11 protein-coding genes are annotated in these 17653 nt (G+C 74.0%); 7 read left to right on the forward strand and 4 right to left on the reverse strand.

Features of this window, described 5'->3' with window-relative positions:
* The first annotated feature begins 213 nt into the window (after positions 1-213).
* From ABZ806_RS10455 to coaE, 5 genes are all read left to right on the forward strand, one after another.
* Positions 214-1350 (forward strand): polysaccharide deacetylase family protein, encoded by a 1137-nt coding sequence (locus ABZ806_RS10455; RefSeq protein WP_500216602.1) that lies wholly within the window; start codon positions 214-216, stop codon positions 1348-1350.
* A 234-nt stretch (positions 1351-1584) separates the two neighbouring features.
* The gene (gene rpsA, locus ABZ806_RS10460; RefSeq protein ID WP_500216603.1) at positions 1585-3078 is read left to right on the forward strand and encodes a 30S ribosomal protein S1; all 1494 of its coding nucleotides are present in this window, start codon (positions 1585-1587) and stop codon (positions 3076-3078) included.
* Positions 3079-3271: 193 nt separating this feature from the next.
* Entirely contained in the window at positions 3272-5236 is a 1965-nt protein-coding gene (locus tag ABZ806_RS10465) for an endonuclease/exonuclease/phosphatase family protein (RefSeq protein ID WP_500216604.1), read from the forward strand.
* 38 nt (positions 5237-5274) lie between these two features.
* Positions 5275-5763 carry a GNAT family N-acetyltransferase gene (locus ABZ806_RS10470; protein WP_500216606.1) on the forward strand — a complete coding sequence of 163 codons (489 nt, stop codon included), beginning with the start codon at positions 5275-5277 and terminating at the stop codon, positions 5761-5763.
* 77 nt (positions 5764-5840) lie between these two features.
* On the forward strand, positions 5841-6440 hold the full coding sequence (gene coaE, locus ABZ806_RS10475; protein WP_500216607.1) for a dephospho-CoA kinase: 600 nt from the start codon (positions 5841-5843) through the stop codon (positions 6438-6440).
* A 38-nt stretch (positions 6441-6478) separates the two neighbouring features.
* Here the strand turns inward: coaE and ABZ806_RS10480 are convergent, their stop codons facing one another.
* Entirely contained in the window at positions 6479-12289 is a 5811-nt protein-coding gene (locus ABZ806_RS10480; RefSeq protein ID WP_500216609.1) for a WD40 domain-containing protein, read from the reverse strand.
* A gap of 92 nt (positions 12290-12381) precedes the next feature.
* On the opposite strand from ABZ806_RS10480, the gene ABZ806_RS10485 reads away from it, so the two are divergent.
* Complete coding sequence (locus ABZ806_RS10485) at positions 12382-13605, forward strand: ArsB/NhaD family transporter (RefSeq protein ID WP_500216611.1); 1224 nt, start codon at positions 12382-12384, stop codon at positions 13603-13605.
* A gap of 5 nt (positions 13606-13610) precedes the next feature.
* Here the strand turns inward: ABZ806_RS10485 and ABZ806_RS10490 are convergent, their stop codons facing one another.
* The 3 genes from ABZ806_RS10490 to ABZ806_RS10500 are packed head-to-tail and all read right to left on the reverse strand — an operon-like array spanning position 13611 to position 16273.
* On the reverse strand, positions 13611-14495 hold the full coding sequence (locus tag ABZ806_RS10490) for an inositol monophosphatase family protein (protein WP_500216612.1): 885 nt from the start codon (positions 14493-14495) through the stop codon (positions 13611-13613).
* Positions 14496-14525: 30 nt separating this feature from the next.
* The gene (locus ABZ806_RS10495) at positions 14526-15206 is read right to left on the reverse strand and encodes a hypothetical protein (protein ID WP_500216613.1); all 681 of its coding nucleotides are present in this window, start codon (positions 15204-15206) and stop codon (positions 14526-14528) included.
* On the reverse strand, positions 15203-16273 hold the full coding sequence (locus tag ABZ806_RS10500) for a hypothetical protein (RefSeq protein ID WP_500216615.1): 1071 nt from the start codon (positions 16271-16273) through the stop codon (positions 15203-15205). Before ABZ806_RS10500 ends, ABZ806_RS10495 begins: the two co-directional genes overlap by 4 nt.
* A 144-nt stretch (positions 16274-16417) precedes the next feature.
* Between ABZ806_RS10500 and ABZ806_RS10505 the strand changes: the two genes are divergently transcribed.
* Positions 16418-17581, forward strand: coding sequence for a sensor histidine kinase (locus ABZ806_RS10505; RefSeq protein WP_500216617.1), 1164 nt, complete (start codon positions 16418-16420; stop codon positions 17579-17581).
* Positions 17582-17653 lie beyond the last annotated feature (72 nt).

Consider the following 17653-nt stretch of genomic DNA (forward strand, 5'->3'; position numbering starts at 1 on the left):
CCGCAGGTCAACGGATTCGGTGGTGCTGGGGCGTCGGTGTGGGGGTGGTTGGGGGTGCGGAATGTCATAAGAACGGCAATGCACATTTTGTGGTTCGGGGGTGGGGGCGGGGTGGTGCGCGGGGATCTTGTGGGTAAGCGGTAGGTGTCCTAGATGTCCGGGGGGTCGTACGCTGTCCCCCTGGTCCTGTTCGGGTCTACCGGCGGGGGTAACGTGCCTCTCCTTCACAAGATCGCTGGAGTTGTGGTCGTCTGCGCCGTCGTCCTCGGGCTGGTGCTGCCCGCGGAGCGGCGGGCGCGGGACGAGGGCAACGCGGCGGAGCAGGCCGGGGCGGCGTCGAGCACGGCGCCCACGGCGCGGGCCGCGAAGGCGGGCGGGACGCCCGCCCCGGCGGGATCGGGGACGGCGGGGCCGTCCGGGTCGCCGTCGGCGTCGGCGACCGCGCCGATCCAGGCGGCGGCGCCCGGGGCGGTGGCGGTCAAGGCGAACGAGCTGGGCCAGGTGCCGGTGCTGATGTACCACCGCGTCCTGAAGAAGCCGGAGCTGTCGCTGGACCGGTCGACCAAGGAGCTGTACGACGAGCTGACGGGGCTCGCGAAGGACGGCTACTACCCGATCACGGCGGCCGAGTTCGTCGGCGGGCGGTTCAACGTCCCGGCGGGCAGGCACCCGGTGGTGCTGACCTTCGACGACAGCACGCCCGGGCACTTCGGGCTGGACGCGCAGGGCAACCCCAGGCCCGACACGGCGGTCGCGATCATCGAGCAGGTCGCCCGGGAGAACCCGGGGTTCCGCCCGGTGGCGACGTTCTACCTGAACAAGGACCTCTTCGGGATGGACGAGGTGCAGGCCGCCGCCGGGCTCAAGTGGCTGCAGCAGCACGGGTTCGAGATCGGCAACCACACGGTGACGCACCCGAGCCTGTCCGGCCTGTCCGAGAAGGGGGTGCGCAAGGAGATCGGCGGCATGGAGGACGAGATCCTCAAGCTCACCGGGACGCACACCACCACGTTCGCCTACCCGTTCGGTTCCGTCCCGAAGAAGGAGGCGTGGGCCGAGAAGGACGGCGGCAGGTACTCCTTCCAGGGCATGTTCCTCGCCGGCTGGCGGCCCTCGATCTCGCCGTTCGACGCGGACTTCGACCGGTGGAAGATCGACCGGGTCCGCTCCGAGGGGAAGATCAAGGAGAACGACTGCAAGAAGTACTGCTCGACGGCGTGGCTGGAGTACCTGGACAAGAACCCCGATGAGCGGTACACCTCTGACGGAGACCCGAACACCGTGACGTTTCCCAAGGCCGCCGAGGACCGGCTGGCCAAGGAGTACCGGGCCCGTGCGCGGACGTACTGATCATCGCCGCCCCGGGTGGATTGACCACGCGAGATTGGTCCCATATCCTGATCGCTGCGCTGTGGGCCTGCGCGCGCTTCGGACGGAGCAGGCTCGCGCTCGGTCAGGTCGGCGACAACGGTTCGGTTCACTGACGCGGTGTCCGCGTCCCATTCCGGTCTTCGGCAGGGCGGATAACGGCCCTCCGCGCACAACCCATACGACTTCCATGTCCGTACCGGAGCCAGCCGACACATGACGAGCAGCACCGAAGCCACCTCGACCACCCCGCAGGTAGCGGTCAACGACATCGGTTCCGAGGAAGCCTTCCTCGCAGCGATCGACGAGACCATCAAGTACTTCAACGACGGCGACATTGTCGAAGGCACTGTCGTCAAGGTCGATCGTGACGAGGTCCTCCTCGACATCGGCTACAAGACCGAGGGCGTCATCCCCTCGCGTGAACTCTCCATCAAGCACGACGTCGACCCCAACGAGGTCGTCACCGTCGGAGACCACGTCGAGGCCCTCGTCCTCCAGAAGGAGGACAAGGAAGGCCGCCTGATCCTGTCCAAGAAGCGCGCCCAGTACGAGCGCGCCTGGGGCACGATCGAGAAGATCAAGGACGAGGACGGCATCGTCACCGGTACCGTCATCGAGGTCGTCAAGGGCGGTCTCATCCTCGACATCGGCCTGCGCGGCTTCCTGCCCGCGTCGCTGGTCGAGATGCGCCGCGTCCGCGACCTGCAGCCCTATGTCGGCCGCGAGCTCGAGGCCAAGATCATCGAGCTGGACAAGAACCGCAACAACGTGGTCCTGTCCCGCCGCGCCTGGCTGGAGCAGACGCAGAGCGAGGTCCGCCAGACCTTCCTCAACACCCTGCAGAAGGGCCAGGTCCGCAAGGGCGTCGTGTCCTCGATCGTCAACTTCGGCGCGTTCGTCGACCTCGGCGGCGTCGACGGCCTGGTGCACGTGTCCGAGCTGTCCTGGAAGCACATCGACCACCCCTCCGAGGTCGTCGAGGTCGGCCAGGAGGTCACGGTCGAGGTCCTGGACGTCGACATGGAGCGCGAGCGCGTCTCCCTGTCGCTCAAGGCGACCCAGGAAGACCCGTGGCAGCAGTTCGCCCGCACCCACCAGATCGGCCAGGTCGTGCCGGGCCGCGTCACCAAGCTGGTGCCGTTCGGCGCGTTCGTCCGGGTCGAGGAGGGCATCGAGGGCCTGGTGCACATCTCCGAGCTGGCCGAGCGCCACGTGGAGATCCCCGAGCAGGTCGTCCAGGTCGGCGACGAGATCTTCGTGAAGATCATCGACATCGACCTCGACCGGCGCCGCATCAGCCTGTCGCTGAAGCAGGCCAACGAGGGCGCGGCCAGCATGGAGGAAGAGGACTTCGACCCCACGCTGTACGGGATGCCCGCCGAGTACGACGACCAGGGCAACTACAAGTACCCCGAGGGCTTCGACGCCGACACCGGCGAGTGGCTGGAGGGCTTCGACGAGCAGCGTGAGACCTGGGAGCGGCAGTACGCCGAGGCCCGCGCCCGCTTCGACGCCCACCGCAAGCAGATCGAGGAGGCCCGCAAGGCCGAGGCGGAGGCCGACACCGCGCCCGCGAGCACCGGTGGTGGCGGCGGCGGTGGCGAGACCTCCTACTCGGGCGGCGGCGAGAGCGAGTCCGGCGGTGGCGCCCTCGCCACCGACGAGGCGCTCGCCGCGCTGCGGGAGAAGCTCTCCGGCGGCCAGTAGCCGCACCCCTCCTCCGGCGGCCCGCCAGGCCGGCCGGTGGTGATGAACAACACGAACACGGCCGGAGAACGATCTTCATGATCGGCCTCCGGCCGTGCTTCGGTTGCGCCACCATGGCGGAGGAGAGGGCGGCGTCCCGCGCCGCCGCACCGCACCCCCGAAGGTCCGCTCGTCCCCGGGAGCACTCGTTCAATTGGCCAGCACAGACGCCGGCACCGACGTCGGCACCAGGACCGGCGGCCCCGCCGCGACCGGCCCCTCGATCGTCCCGCGGGGCCCCGCCCGGCTCGCGCTGATCGCGGTCACGGTCGCGGTGCTCGCGCAGACGCTGCGGTTCTCGCTGCCGCAGCTCGACCACTTCGCCGACGAGGCCGGCCTCCCGGTCGCCGCGGCCGGCGTCGCGGTCATCTACCTCGCCGGGTTCCTCGCCCCGCTGATCCGCCGCGCCGCCGGGCCGCGCGGGCTGCTGCTCGCCGGCGTCGGCGGGCTGTTCGCCGTCCGGCTGCTCGCGCAGGCCGCCGACCCGCGCACCTGGCTGGCGTTCGCCGGCACCGCGATCGGCATGGTCGCGCTCGCGGCGCTGTACGAGGGCGCCCGCGGCCTGTCCGGGGTCGGGTTCGCGACCGCCGCGGTCGCGGGCCTGTCGATCGACGGCGCGGTGCGGATGTGCTTCGCCACCTGGGACCCGGTCTGGCGGGACGGCATCGGCCCGTGGCTGGCGTGCCTGGCGTTCGTCGGCGTCGGCGTCGCCGCCCTCTACCGCGAGGTGGCGTCCGGGCCGATCGCCCCGCCCGGGGTGTCGTGGCGGGACGCGCTCGGCGCCGCCGCGCTGGGGCCGTTCCTGGCGCTGCAGATCCTCGTCCTCGCCAGCCCCGCGTTCGTGGCGTCGTCCGGCTGGCTGTCGCTGACCGCCGCGCACGTCACCATCGTCATCGGGCAGGGGCTGGCGCTGGCGTTCCTCGCCTCCGGCCTCGCCGTGCGGGCCGTGCCGGGCGGCGTGTGCGTGCTCGGCGGGACCGTGCTCGGGGTCGGCGCGGGCGCCGTCGCCGGGACGTACGCGGTCTCCGGCATCGAGGTCGTCCCCTTCGTGATCGTCGGGCAGGTCGTGGCGGCGTGGCTGCTGGCCGTGGCGGTCCGCGCGCCGCTGCGCCGCGCCGGGACCGGCGGGCCGGTCTGGCGGATCGACGCCGGCGCCGCGCTCGGCGGCCTGCTGGTCGCCGCGATCCTGATCCCGTACCAGGTCAGCGCGGTGTCGCCGCTGCCGGTGCCGAACAACGTGCTGCCCGGCCTCGCCGGGATCGCGCTCGGCGCGCTCGCCGCGTTCGCGGCGGCGCGCGGCGGGCCGCTGCCCGCCCGCGCCCCGCTGCGCGCGCTCACCGCCGGCGCCGCCGCCCTCGTGCTGCTCGCCGGGACGCTGGTGTTCACCGTCGCGGCCCCGGACGGCGAGGCCCAGCCCGCGGCCGCGCCGGGCCATGTGCGGGTGCTCAGCTACAACATCCACGACGGCGTCAACCAGTCCGGGCAGCTTGACCCGGAGGGGATCGCCCGGGTCATCGAGGGGCAGCGCGCCCAGGTCGTCCTGCTGCAGGAGGCGGGCCGCGGGTCGCTGATGTCGGGGACCACCGACGTCGGCGTGTGGCTGTCGCGGCGGCTCGGCATGAAGCTGATCTGGGGGCCGGCCGCCGACGGCCAGTTCGGCAACGCGATCCTGACGTCGCTTCCGGTGCGCAGCTCCGGGACGGGCCGGATGCCGCGCGGCGACTGGTCGCAGATCCGCGGGTACGTGTGGGCGCGGCTCGCCGTCGGGAAGACCACGATGGACGTGTGGTCGACGCACCTGGAGGGCGGCGACGACCAGGCCGGCGAGCGCGCCCGGGAGATCGCGGCGCTGCTGCGGGCCTGGGGCGGCGCGCCCCGCACGCTGATCGGCGGCGACTTCCAGACCGACGCGGGCAGCCCGGAGCTGGCCGCGATGACCGACGGCACCGACCTGCGCAGCGCCGCCCTCGGCGGCGACCCGTACCCGACCCGGCCGGACGGCTCCACGCACGACTGGATCTTCGGGTCGGACGGCGTCCTCGTCACCGACTACGAGGTGCCGAAGTCGCCGGCGTCCGATCACTATCCGGTCGCGGTGACCGTCCGGCTCGGCCGGTGAGCGGACCCGGCGTGCCCGCCGCCGCTAGGGTCGACCCCATGGGCGAGCCGGTGGTGATCGAGCGTGCGGGACCGGGGGACGCCGGGGAGCTGATGACCGTGCAGCGCGCCGCCTATGTCGCGGAGGCGCAGCTGTACGGCGACCCGTTCCTCCCGCCGCTGGTCGAGTCGGTCGAGCAGCTGCGCAAGGTGCTGGAGACGGACGCGGTGGTGCTGAAGGCGGTGCTGGGCGGCCGCCTCGCCGGTGCGGTCCGCGCCCAGTTCAGCGACCGCACGTGCCTGGTGGGGCGGCTCGTCGTCGTCCCCGACCTGCAGGGCCGCGGCATCGGCCGGCGCCTGATGGCCGAGCTGGAGGCCGAGGTCGCCGGCCGGGTCGACGCGTGCGTGCTGTTCACCGGCCACCTCAGCGACACGAACCTGCGGCTGTACCGGCGCCTCGGCTACGCCGAGACGCACCGCGAACGCATCGCCGCGCACCTCACGCTCGTCCACATGCGCAAGCCCCTCGTCCCCGCCGGGACGAGCTGACCGGCTCGGGCGCCCGTGGCGGGGCCTGCGCCGGGGCCTCGTCCCCGCCGCGACGAGCCGGCCGTTAGGGTGAGCCCGTGCTGAAAGTGGGACTCACCGGCGGAATCGGGTCGGGCAAGAGCGAGGTGTCCGCGCGGCTGGACGAGCGCGGCGCGGTGGTCATCGACGCCGACAAGATCGCCCGGGAGGTCGTGGAGCCGGGCACCCCGGGCCTCGCGGCCGTCGTGGCGGAGTTCGGCGCGGACGTCCTGCTCCCGTCCGGCGCCCTGGACCGAGAGAAGGTCGGCAAGATCGTGTTCGCCGACGCCGAGCGGCTCGCCGCCCTCAACGCGATCGTCCACCCGCTGGTGGGGGCGCGCATGCAGGAGCTGATGGACGCGGCGCCCGCCGGCGCCGTCGTCGTCTATGACGTCCCGCTGCTGGCGGAGAACGGCCTGGCCCCCATGTACGACGAGGTCGTCGTGGTGGACGCCCCCGAGGAGACCCAGCTCGACCGCCTGACGTCCCGCCGCGGCATGACCGAGGAGGACGCCCGTGCGCGCATGGCCGCCCAGGCGTCGCGCGCGGACCGCCGCGCCGTCGCCACCCGCATCATCGACAACTCCGGCACCCTCGACGACCTGAAGACCCAGGTGGACGCCCTCTGGGAGGCCCTCACCCACCGCGCCGCGTCCTAGACGGCGCGTCCTAGAAGCCGGATTCTGGGAGGCCGGGTCTAGAACGGGGTGTCGAGGCCGAGGCGGTGGACCTCCGGTAGGTAGGGGTCCAGTTCGCCGGGTTCGAAGCGGCACATGCCGATGGCGTACCAGAATTCGGCGGTGGCGTTGCCCTCCCACTTGTAGCGGCCGTCGGGGGCCAGGGCGGCCCAGCCCTCGGCCAGGCCGAGGAGGGTGGTGCGGTGCGCGGGGGCGTCGCGGTCGGTGACGTCCCAGAGGATGATGGCGCCGTCGTCGCCGGCGGTGGCCAGGAGCGAGCCGTCCGGGCTGAAGGCCGCCGACCAGATGCGGCGGGTGTGGCCGGGCAGGGTGTGCAGGAGCCGCCCGCTGGACGGGTCCCAGAGCCGTACCACCAGGTCGTCGCCCGCGCTGGCGAGCATCGCTCCGGACGGGTGGAACGCGGTCGTCCACAGGCGGCCGGTGTGGGCGGCCAGGGTGTGCAGCGCCTCGCCGCTGGACGGGTCCCAGAGGCGGACGGTGCCGTCGTTGCTCGCGCTGGCGAGCGTCTCGCCGGACGGTGAGAACACCACCCGGTAGACGCGGTCCGTGTGGCCTTCCAGGGCGGCGGTGAGTTCCCCGGTGCGGGGGTTCCAGAGGCGGACGACGCCGTCGTCGCAGCCGGTGGCGAGGAGCGCGCCGCCCGGCTGGAAGTCGATGGAGCGGACGCGGCCCCGGTGGTCGGCGAGGGTGGCGGTCTCGCGGCCGGTCGTCCAGTACCAGAGGCGGACGGTGTCGTCGTCGTTGGCGGTGGCGAGGACGTCCCCGGCGGGCGCGAACGCCTGCGCCCACACGTGGTCGGTCTCGACGTTCAGCTCGCGCTCGAAGGTGCCCGTCCCGGCCTGCCACAGGTGGACGCCGCCGTCGTTGGTGGCGGTCGCGAGCTGGGAGTGCCGGGTGTTGAACGCGGCGGAGGTGAGGTTGTCGGCGACGCCGTGCAGCTCGCGGATCCGGCGGCCGGTGCGCGGGTCCCAGAGCCGGACGAGGCCGTCGTTGCCGCTGGAGGCGAGCATGCCGCCGTCCGGGCTGAACGCGACGCCGGTGACGCGGCGGCCGTGGCCGCGCAGCACGACGCGGCACTGCCCGGTCTCGGCGTCCCACAGCCGCGCGGTGCCGTCGTTGCTGCTGGTGGCGAGCTGGCGGCCGTCGGGGCGGAACGCGAACGGCCAGACGGCGCCGCGGTGCCCGGCGAGTTCGAGGCGCTGCCGCCCGGTCCGCGGGTCCCAGAGCCGGACGGATCCGGCGCTGTCGGCGGTGGCCAGGCGGCCGCCGTCGGGGCTGAACGCCGCCTGGTAGATGCCGCCCTCGTGGCCGGACAGGACGCTGCGCTGCCGGCCGTCCGCCCAGATGCGGACCGACCCGTCGGTGTCGCCGGTGACGAGGAGGCCGCCGTCCGGGTGGAAGGCGATGGCGTAGACGCGGCCGGTGTGGCCGAGGAGCTCCTGGCCGATCTCGCCGGTGCGGATGTCCCAGAGCCGGACGACGCCGGCCTCGTCCCCGGCGGCGAGCAGGGAGCCGCCGGGGTGGAAGACGGCGCGGTACACCGCGCCCCGGTGGCCGGTCAGCTCCCGCCGCAGGTCGCCCGTGGCGAGGTCCCAGACGCGCAGGGTGCCCCCGGCGTCGCCGGTGACCATGAGGGAGCCGGCGGGGTCGAACACGGCGGTGTAGACGGGCGCGGTGTGCCCGCAGAGCTCGTGCAGGAGCGCGCCGGTGGCGGTGTCCCAGACGCGGACGGTCCCGTCGGCGGCGCCCGCCGCGAGCAGGCCGGCGCCCGAGCCGGCGCGGCCGCCCATGACGACCGGCCACACGCCTTCGGGGTGGACGGCGAGGGTGTGCGCCGGCCGGCCCGTGGCGAGGTCCCAGATCCGGACGGTGCCGTCCGCCGAACCGCTCGCCAGGAGGTCGCCGCCGGCGTCGAACGCGACGGCGTAGGCGCGGTCGGTGTGGCCCTGGAGCGTGCGCAGGGGGGTGCCGGTGACGGCGTCGCACACGAGGACGCCGCCGTCCTCGCTGCCGACGGCCACGACGGACCCGCCGGGGCTGTAGGCGAGCGGCTGCGGGAGTCGGCTGGTCGCGAAGTGGAACCCGTAGGGGACGCCGACCGCGGGCGGCGCGATCTGGATGTCGATCGGGCGGCCGGGCGCGATCGCGGCCTCGCGGAGCTCGGGCGCGGCGGCGATCCGCTCGGGGAGCACCGCGTCGACGAGGGCGGCGCGCGTCCAGCGGCTGCCGTCCACGGCGGTGTCCCGCAGGTCGGCGCGGGCGAGGCGGGCCCGGGACAGGTCGGCGCCGCGCAGGTCGGCCCCGGTGAGGCGCGCCTCGTCCAGCCGGGCGCCGGCCAGCGACGCGTCCCGCAGCACCGCCCGGGACAGGTTCGCGCCGACGAGCTGCGCGTCGGTGAGGTCGGCGCCGGTGAGGTCGACCTCCTGCAGGTCGCGGTAGGACAGGTCCTCGCCCTGCAGGCGCGCGCCGCGCAGGTCGGTGCGGGCCGGGGTGCGCAGCCGGGTCGTGATGCGGATCGCGTTCGCGCGGGCCAGGTCGCCGGCGCCGGGGTCGGCGAGGACGCCCGCCGCCCAGTCCTGGCAGGCGCGGGTGTCGGCGAGGTCGCACAGGAAGTCGACGGCGAGCTGGGTCAGCGCGCGGCGGCCGAGCGCGGCGGGGGCCGCGCCCGCGCCGAACTCGTCGGCGATGTGCCGCGCGACGAGCCACTCCACCACCGACGTGTGGATGAACCCGAACAGGCCGTCGTCGGTGCGGACGAGCAGGCTGCCGGCGCCGACGGCGTGCGTCACCTGGTGCGGCGACATCCGGCCGCCGGCCAGGCCGGTGAGGGTGTCGGCGACGTCGGCGAGCTCGGCGAGGCTGAGGAACTGCTCGTTGCCCTCCCACAGCCGCAGCGCGAGCGTGCCGACGGCCTGCCACATGTCCGCGGCGCCCAGCCCGGACGGCCCGCCGGAGCCGCCGACCCGGTCGGCCTCGTAGGCCAGCCACGACGACAGGATCTCGTGGTACAGGTCGGCGGGGGAGACGGCGCGGCGGGCCTGCGCGACCGCGCGCAGCCGCTCCTCGGGCAGGTCGGCGATGAACGACAGCATCCGCGGGTTGGGCGTCAGGGCGAGCAGCTCCTCGATGCCGTCGAGCAGGCCCAGCCGCGCGTCGGCCGCCGCCTCGTCCCCGTACCGGTTCACCAGGTACGAGCGGACCTGCGGCGGCGCGAACTCCTCCAGGCCGAGGACGCGCCGGTGCGGCAGCACCCCGACCCTCTCGCCGAGGGCCGTCAGCACCTGCGCCTGCGACTTGAAGTGCTGCGTGCGGCTCGCCACCACGATCTTGGCGTGGTCGCGGGCCGCCTGCAGCAGCGTGTCGAGGTGGTCGGCGGCCTGGTCGTAGGTCATCCGGGTGACCAGCTCGTCGAACCCGTCGAACAGCAGGACGATGCGCCCCTGCCGCAGCATGTAGTGGAACGCCTTGAGGTCGATGAGCTCCTCGCCGTGGTTGGCGAGGTGTGCGGCGACCAGGCCGTCCACCGAGTGCGCCTTGTCGAGCGCCCGCAGCTCGATGAGGATCGGGACGACGTGCGGCAGCTCCTCGGGGATGCGGCGGGCCAGCTCGCGCAGCGCGAACGTCTTGCCGCGCCCGAAGTCGCCCAGCAGCAGCAGGAACCGCCCGTGGTCGGCGGACAGCAGCCGCAGCATCTCGCCGACGACGTCGTCGCGGACGTCGCCGGACAGGCGCGTCCCCTCCTCCGGCGTCTGGAGGCGGTCCAGGTCGCGGAACCGCTGCGGGACGTACAGGGACGGCGGGTACAGCCCGTCGCCCGACAGCCGCCGGGTCTGCGCCGCCACGTACTCCGACAGGTCGAGGAGTCCCTGGAACTCGGTGATGCTGCGGACCCGGATGCCGCGCCGCAGCGCGTCCTCGCGCAGCGACCGGGCGGGCGCCGGCCCCACGTACACGAGTTCGGACCCGTGGTCGGTGCCGTCGGCGTGCACGTGCCGGACGAACGCGTCCACGTCCGCCTCGGTGACCGGCCCGACGTGGGCGCCGATGCGGTACTGGCGGACGAACCCGTCCTCCAGGTGGGTGAGCAGCAGGTGCGGCGGGTCCGCGCGGCCGCCCTCGCGCGAGGGCGGGACGACCCGCCGGATGGTCGCGCGCTCGAACCGGGTCTCGCACGCCTCCGTCAGCCGGTCCAGCAGCCGCTCGGTGGCGTCGGGCACGGGGTCGGCGGCGCCGTTCGCGGCCGGGCCCAGCGCGGGGGCGGGCGGCGCGGGCGGGGCCTGCGCGCGCGGCGGCGGGAACGTTCCGCCGACGCTCGACCAGGTCTTCTCCAGCCGCTCGGGGCCGCGCCGGCCGGCGTCCTCGGGGATCCAGCGCTCCAGTCCGTCGCGGTGCAGGACGACGGTCTGGTGGCGGCCGGGGCCGAGGGCGGGGACGGCCGGGACGCCCCTGCCGCCGAGCAGCGGGACGGCGCCGAACTCCGACTCGGTGCCCTGGAAGAACAGGTTGACGTGGCCGCCGAGCAGCGTCTCCACGGTCTCCGGGTCGCGCAGGGCGCCCGGTTCGCCGGCGATCGGCGTGTGCTCCACGGCGGCCAGCCGCAGCCAGCCCTCGTCCTCGAAATGGCGGAGCCGCTCGTTGAACCAGGCGGCCTGGGCCCGCCCGACGCGCCCGTACCGGTCCTCCTCGCGGTGGGTCTGCGGCAGCGTCGAGTTGAGGCCGGCGACCACGACCCGCAGGTCCGGGACGGGGAACAGCGTCCACGGCTGCGCGCTGTCGAAGATCAGCGCGTCGATGCCCTGGTAGAACTCCTTGAACAGGCCCGCGTAGTGCCGCCACTTCGGCCAGTACGGCGGCTGCGGCTCGATGTCGTCGGCCTCGCAGCTGGAGAAGTACGCCTGGCACGCGGCGCGGGTGACGTCGTGGGTGCCCGGCACGACGACGACGCGCTGCGCCTCCAGGCCGAGCAGGGCGCGCAGGCTCGTCAGGAACGACAAGGCCTCCGCGAACTCCTTGCGGCTGCCCGAGTGGGTGATGTTGCCGGTGACGACCAGCAGGTCGGGGCGCGGCACGCCGGAGTCGGCGAGGCGGGTCACATCGCTCCAGACGCGGTCCTGCAGCTCGGCCGCCGTCGTCGGCTCGCCGGGCTCGGCGAGCGTCCGGCCGAACCGGGGGCCCGAGACGTGCAGGACGCTCAGCCGCTCGCGGGCCTCGTGCCCGGCGCCCGCCGCGGGGAACGCGGGCGCGGCCACCGGCGCCCGCCGGGCCGGGCGGTCCCCGACCGGCTCCTGCGGCCCGCCGGACTCCTCCAGACGGCCGGGGAGCACACCGCCGCCGCCGGGGAACCCGGGGCCGTTGAGGGGCCGCGCGTGCCCGGCGAGGGCCTCCTGGATGCGCCGCATCAGCAGCCCGCGCGCCTCGTCCGGGTCGTCGATCCCCACGAGGTCCACGTAGGTGATCGTGGACAGTAGTCCGTCGATCGGGCAGTCCTCGATGCGGACCGTGACGAGCTTGCGGGCCGGGTCGTCGGGGTCGGCCCGCAGCGCCGCCATCCACTCCAGCCGCCCGTACCGGGAGCGCAGGTAGTTCCGCGACAGCACCGCCACGACGGCCTTGGCCTCCGACAGGCCCCGGTCCATGAAGTCGATGAAGTTGGTCCCCGGCACGAAGTCCCACGCCTGCATCATCGTCCGGTGCCCGGCGGCCTCCAGCTGCCAGGCGATCCAGGACGCCCACCGCTCGTCCGCGGGGGAGTAGCTGACGAAGAAGTCGGTCGGGCGCTCCTGCCTTGGGTGGCCGCCGGGGGGAGTCATGCCGCCAGTATCGCGCGGCGCGGCCCGGAATCCAGCGTGCCGGGCCGCATTCGGATCTCGGCGTCCGGGCCCGTTATGGGATCATGGCGGCCGTGCCGCCCCCGATGCAGACCGTGCGCCGCGCCGCCGGCTCCCTGGGCGTTCTCGACTGGATCCGGATCGGCGTCCTCGCGCTGGGGCTCGTGTTCGTCGCCACCGGCCTGCTGCCCGCCGCCACCGCGCGGGCCAGTATCGGACGCATCGCGCCGCTGCTGCTGTTCCTGCTCAGCGTGATCATCCTGGCGGAGCTGACCAAGGAGGCCGGGGTCTTCGACGCGATCGCGCAGCGGATGGCGCGGGCGGGGCGGGGGAACTACGGCGCCCTGTTCCTGCTGTGCGTGGCGTTCGCGTCGGCCACCACGATCTTCCTCAACCTGGACACGACCGCCGTCCTGCTGACCCCGGTCATGCTGGCGCTGGCGGCGCGCGCGCGGATCGCGACCCTGCCGCTCGCCATGACGACGGTGTGGCTCGCCAACACCGCGAGCGTCCTGCTGCCGGTGTCCAACCTGACGAATCTGCTCGCCGCCGACCGGGTGGCCCTGGAGACCCGCGCGTTCGCGGCCCGCATGTGGGCGCCGCAACTGGCCGTCCTGGCCGTCACCATGGCGCTGCTGTGGGCGTTCTACTGGCGGCGGCGCATGCGCGGCGCGGACTCCTACGACCCGCCCGGCCCCGCGCCGGTCCGCGACCGTGCGCTGTTCTCCGCCACCACGGTCGCGTGCCTGCTGTTCATCGGCGCGATCCTCGCCGGGGTGCACACCGGGATCCAGCTCGGCATCGCCGCGACGGTCGCCGCCGCCGTGGCCGTCGCCGCCTTCGCCGTGCGCGACCGGTCGGCGCTGCGTCCCGCGCTCGTCCCGTGGCAGCTCCTGGTCTTCGTGACCGGGCTGTTCCTGGTCGTCCCCACGCTCGAACGGTTCGGGCTGGACGAGGTGATGCGGGCCTTCGTCGGCCATGACGGCGATGCGGCGGGGGCCTTCCGGGCGGCGTTCTCCGGGGCGGGGCTGTCGAACGTCCTCAACAACCTTCCCGCGTACGTGGCGGGGGAGTCGGCCGTACCTGCGTCGAACAAGGACCAGCTCCTCTCCTTGCTCATCGGGACGAACGTGGGTCCCGTCATCACCCCGTGGGGGTCGCTCGCCACGCTGCTGTGGTTCGAGTGGTGCCGGCGGTGGGACGTGCGCGTACCGATCCGCAAGTTCGTCCTGACGGGGACGGTGCTCGCGGTCGCGGGCTGCGCGGCCTCCGTGGGGGCGCTGCTGCTGACCGGGTGAGCGCCCTAGAAGGGGGCGTGGAAGCCGCCGCCGGGCGTCGCGATCGCCGTCGTGGTCTCCAGGAGCCGGTCGAGGAGGTCCGGGCGCGCGGCCACGAAGCCCAGCTCGGACGCCGGGCGGTCGATGCCCAGCTCGTACGGGCCGCCGTCCAGGCGGCGGAACTCCGCGCCCGCCTCGGCGGCCAGCAGCGCCCCGGCGGGCAGGTCCACGATCTCCGGCATGTAGCCGACGATGCCGTCGATGTCGCCGCGCGCGAGCATCGTCCAGGCCACCAGCGGCGCCCACAGCTGGAGGATGCGCTGGCACCGCTTCTCCAGGGTCGTGCGCAGGGCGAACGCCACCCGGTCGTCCGACTTGACCTGATGCCCCTGCGTCCAGGCCAGCACGGGGTTGTCCGCCCGGCCCGGTCGTGGGCGCTCGGGCAGCGTCACGAGCGCTCCGTCCGGCCCCAGCGTCCCCTTGCCGCGGATCGCCGACCACGTCCGGCCGGACACCGGGTCGTGGACGACGCCCAGGACCGGCTCGGCGCGCGCGCACAGCGCCAGGCCCACCGCGTACACCGCCATGCCGATCGCCACGTTGTTGGTGCCGTCGAGCGGGTCGACGAGCCACACCATCTCCTCGCCGGGCGCCCCCTCCAGCACACCGGACTCCTCCGCGATGACGCGGTGCCCGGGATACGCCGCCCGCAGCCGCCCGAGGATCAGCTCCTCGGCGGCCGTGTCCAGCGCCGTCACCACGTCCCCGCCGGTGCCCTTCTGCCGGACGTCCAGGGGGCCGCCCGCACCGGCGCTGAGCAGGGCGCCCGCGGCCTCGGCGGCGCCCACCGCCACGCCGCGGGCCTCGGAGAGATCGACCGGAAGGGCCGCCGGCGGGGTGGTGGGTCTCATCGGGCCTCTCCAGTACGGTCCGGCGGCGGCCTACCGGCGCGCCGAGCAGTGGGCGGCGGCGATCCTGCGCGCGGACCGCCGCAGGGCGCGCTCGGTGTCGGCCTGGTCGGAACGGGCGCGGTGCATGCGGTGCGTGGGCGTGTCCAGGGGGCCGAGGGACAGGTCGCCGCCGCCCGGCGTCTGCCGGCCCAGCGCGACCGTGGCGGCGTCCCGGCCGTCCTCGATGAGGGTGCTGTGGAACACGCCCGCGGGCAGGGTGTACGACTCGCCCGTCCGGTGGGCGGTGGAGCGGCCGGGGGAGCAGTGGACGGCGCGCCCGGTCGCCCGCAGCTCGTCCACGTCGCCATGGCTGAGGACCTCGAACACCTGCTGCGGCGCCCTGCCGCCGGCGTCCTCCACGTCCATGCGCACGTTCCGCACCGTCCCGTACAGGACGAAGCTGAGCAGCTCCCAGCTGTGGCAGTGCACCGGCGACGTGGTGGCCGAGGCGGGCCGGACCTCGGGCGTCCAGATGTGCAGGCACACGCCGAACTCGCCGCTGCGCTCCACCGGCAGGCACAGGAACCCCAGCGGATGGCGCACCGCCGGGACGGGCGGCGCGCCCGCCGCGAGGCCCGCCAGGACATCGTCGAGGACGTGCCCCGCCCACGCCGGCAGCGTCCGCGCCGCCGTCCCGGCGCGGATCACCTCGCGGATCTCCTCGTACCTCACTCGTAAGGGTCCTTCGCTCGCAGCGCCTTGCGGATGATCTCGATGACGTCCCGGTCGGTGTAGCCGGACGCGAGGTCGATCCCGATCACCTCGAAGAGCTTGCGGACCTCCTCGACGGTCGGCTCCTCGTCCAGCGGCGCCAGCCTCGCCTGCTCCACCGGGACCCGGCGCGCCTGGTCCAGGCTGGTCTGCAGCTCCGCGCTCACCCAGCTGTAGTAGAACTTCGTGCTGTCGACGACCAGCGCCTCCCCGCGCGGATCGTCGCGCGTCACGACCAGCCGGGACGCGGCGAGGTCGTAGCGCAGCGTCGTCATCGTCCGCGCCAGGCCGATGTCGATGTCGAGCATCGCGAACCGCTGCTTGTGCCAGCACGCCGCCAGGATCGTCGCGTACGCCTCCTTGCGGGTGCGTTCCAGCGTCCACGGCTCGCCCGTCGCGTCCGGGCCCTCCGACACCGAGCGGCGGTGCCGCGCGTACGCCTCGCACACCTCCACGTTGGTGGGGTCGAGGATCTCCAGCCTGAACAGCAGCGTGCGCCGCTCCCTGCGCGCCGCCGCCACGCACTCGGGCAGCGTCCGCGCGCGGATGTAGGTGCCCGTCCCGCCCTTGAAGAACCAGCGGTCGGTGTCGCGGCGGGCCTCCTCCAGGACGTGCGCGACCTGCGCGCCGCCGATGACGCGGACGACCGTGGTCTCGTCCAGCGCGCGCTTGGTGTCGGACAGGACGTTCTCGAACGTCTCGATGTGCGTGAGCTTGGCGCTCAGCTCACCGAGCGTGGCCGACGACGACCGCAGCGTGTCGCGGACCTCCGCCTCGACCGGGATGCGCCGCCCGCGGTCCCGCAGCACCGACGTCGCCAGCAGGCCGATCACCGCGAGGATCCCGCTGTTGGTGATCTCGGTCTCGTTCGGCAGGTTCACCCCGAGCCCCAGCACCGCGACGACCACCGCCAGGACCAGCGCGATCACGGCGTCGGCGTTCTTCCCGAGCCAGTTGGTGAAGCGGGTCATGGTCGGCTGGCACCCCGTCCCTTGGTCGGCGTCCTCGGCGGCGCCGGAGACGTTCACGGAGCGTAGGGGAGCGGGCCCGCGAACGGCATGGTCGGCGCCGTCATCGTAACCACAGGGCCTGGACTGCGGAAAAGTCCCGCAGGTAAGGGGTTCGTTGACTTGCGCGACCGGGCGTGCTTCCACCGGCTATAGGCTTTTCGCATGCACGTGCGGGGCCGGTGGGCGGGCGCGTTGGCGAAAGCATGGCCGACCCGCCGTTCCCGCGCGCTCGACATCTTCCTCGCCGTGTCCCTGGCCGCCGGCGACTCGGTGTTCCTGTGGTTCGCCGACCAGCGGTTCTGGCTGCCGCCGTCCGTCGTGTCGGCGTGCAGCGTCGTCCTCGGCCTGACGCTGATCGTGCGGCGCGTCCACCCCGTCGGCCTCGCCGTGTTCTTGCTCGTGTTCGGGACGATCACCGGTGCCGGGGTCTTCGCCGCGCTGGTGATCCTCTACTCGCTCGCCGCCTACAGCGCGTCCCGCCGGACGGTGCTGACGATCGCCGTCACCACCTACATCGCGGGGCTGGTGTTCCCGGCCCCGACGGCCGCGACCGAGAACTTCGCCGCGCGGGCGATCTTCGGCATCGCGTTCATCGCCGTCCCCGTCCTGCTCGGCCTCTACATGGGCGCGCGCAAGCAGCTCCTCGTGTCGCTGCAGGAGCGCGCGGCGCGGCTCGAACGCGAACAGCACCTCCTCGCGGAGCGCGCGCGGGGCGAGGAGCGCACCCGTATCGCGCGGGAGATGCACGACGTGGTCGCCAACCGGATCAGCGTCATGGTCGTCCACGCGGGCGCCCTCCGGGCGATCGCCGTCCGCGACCCCGCCCGCGCCGCCGAGACCGCCGCCGTCATCGGCGACATGGGGCGGCAGGCGCTGGAGGAGCTGCGGCACGTCATTGGGGTGCTGCGCCGGGGCGAGGAGGCCCTGCCCCAGCAGGCGGTGACGCTCGCCCACGTCCGCGAGCTCGTCGGCCAGTCCGGCGCCGCCGGCCTGCGCGTCGACCTGGTGGTGCGCGGCGCGGAGTGCCCCATGCCCTACGCCGTGGGACGGACGGTCTACCGCCTCGTCCAGGAGGCGCTCACCAACGTCCACAAGCACGCCGGGGCCGCCGACACCCGGGTCGCCCTCGGCCTGCTGCCCGAGGCCATCGAGGTGGAGATCGTCAACGCTCCGCCGACCGCCCGGCCCGAGTACCGGCTGCCGAGCGGCGGGAACGGCCTGGTCGGGCTGCGCGAGCGGGTGCAGGCCCTCGGCGGCAGCTTCGAGGCCGGGCCTCGCGAGGGCGGCTACGCCGTCCGGGCCCGGCTGCCGCTGCCCGCGTCCTGACCGGCGCGGACGCGGAATGTCGCACCCCCTGAATACAGTTGCAGGGAAGCAGGGACCACGCCGGAGCGACAA

The organism is Spirillospora sp. NPDC047418 (assembly GCF_040643275.1).
GTDB lineage: Bacteria > Actinomycetota > Actinomycetes > Streptosporangiales > Streptosporangiaceae > Spirillospora.

Excerpts from the sequence above, each read along its gene's own strand:
- rpsA (WP_500216603.1), top strand. The coding sequence starts at position 1,585 with ATGACGAGCAGCACCGAAGCCACCTCGACCACCCCGCAGGTAGCGGTC.
- ABZ806_RS10470 (WP_500216606.1), top strand. The coding sequence starts at position 5,275 with ATGGGCGAGCCGGTGGTGATCGAGCGTGCGGGACCGGGGGACGCCGGG.
- ABZ806_RS10480 (WP_500216609.1), bottom strand. The coding sequence starts at position 12,289 with ATGACTCCCCCCGGCGGCCACCCAAGGCAGGAGCGCCCGACCGACTTC.
- ABZ806_RS10490 (WP_500216612.1), bottom strand. The coding sequence starts at position 14,495 with ATGAGACCCACCACCCCGCCGGCGGCCCTTCCGGTCGATCTCTCCGAG.
- ABZ806_RS10505 (WP_500216617.1), top strand. The coding sequence starts at position 16,418 with ATGCACGTGCGGGGCCGGTGGGCGGGCGCGTTGGCGAAAGCATGGCCG.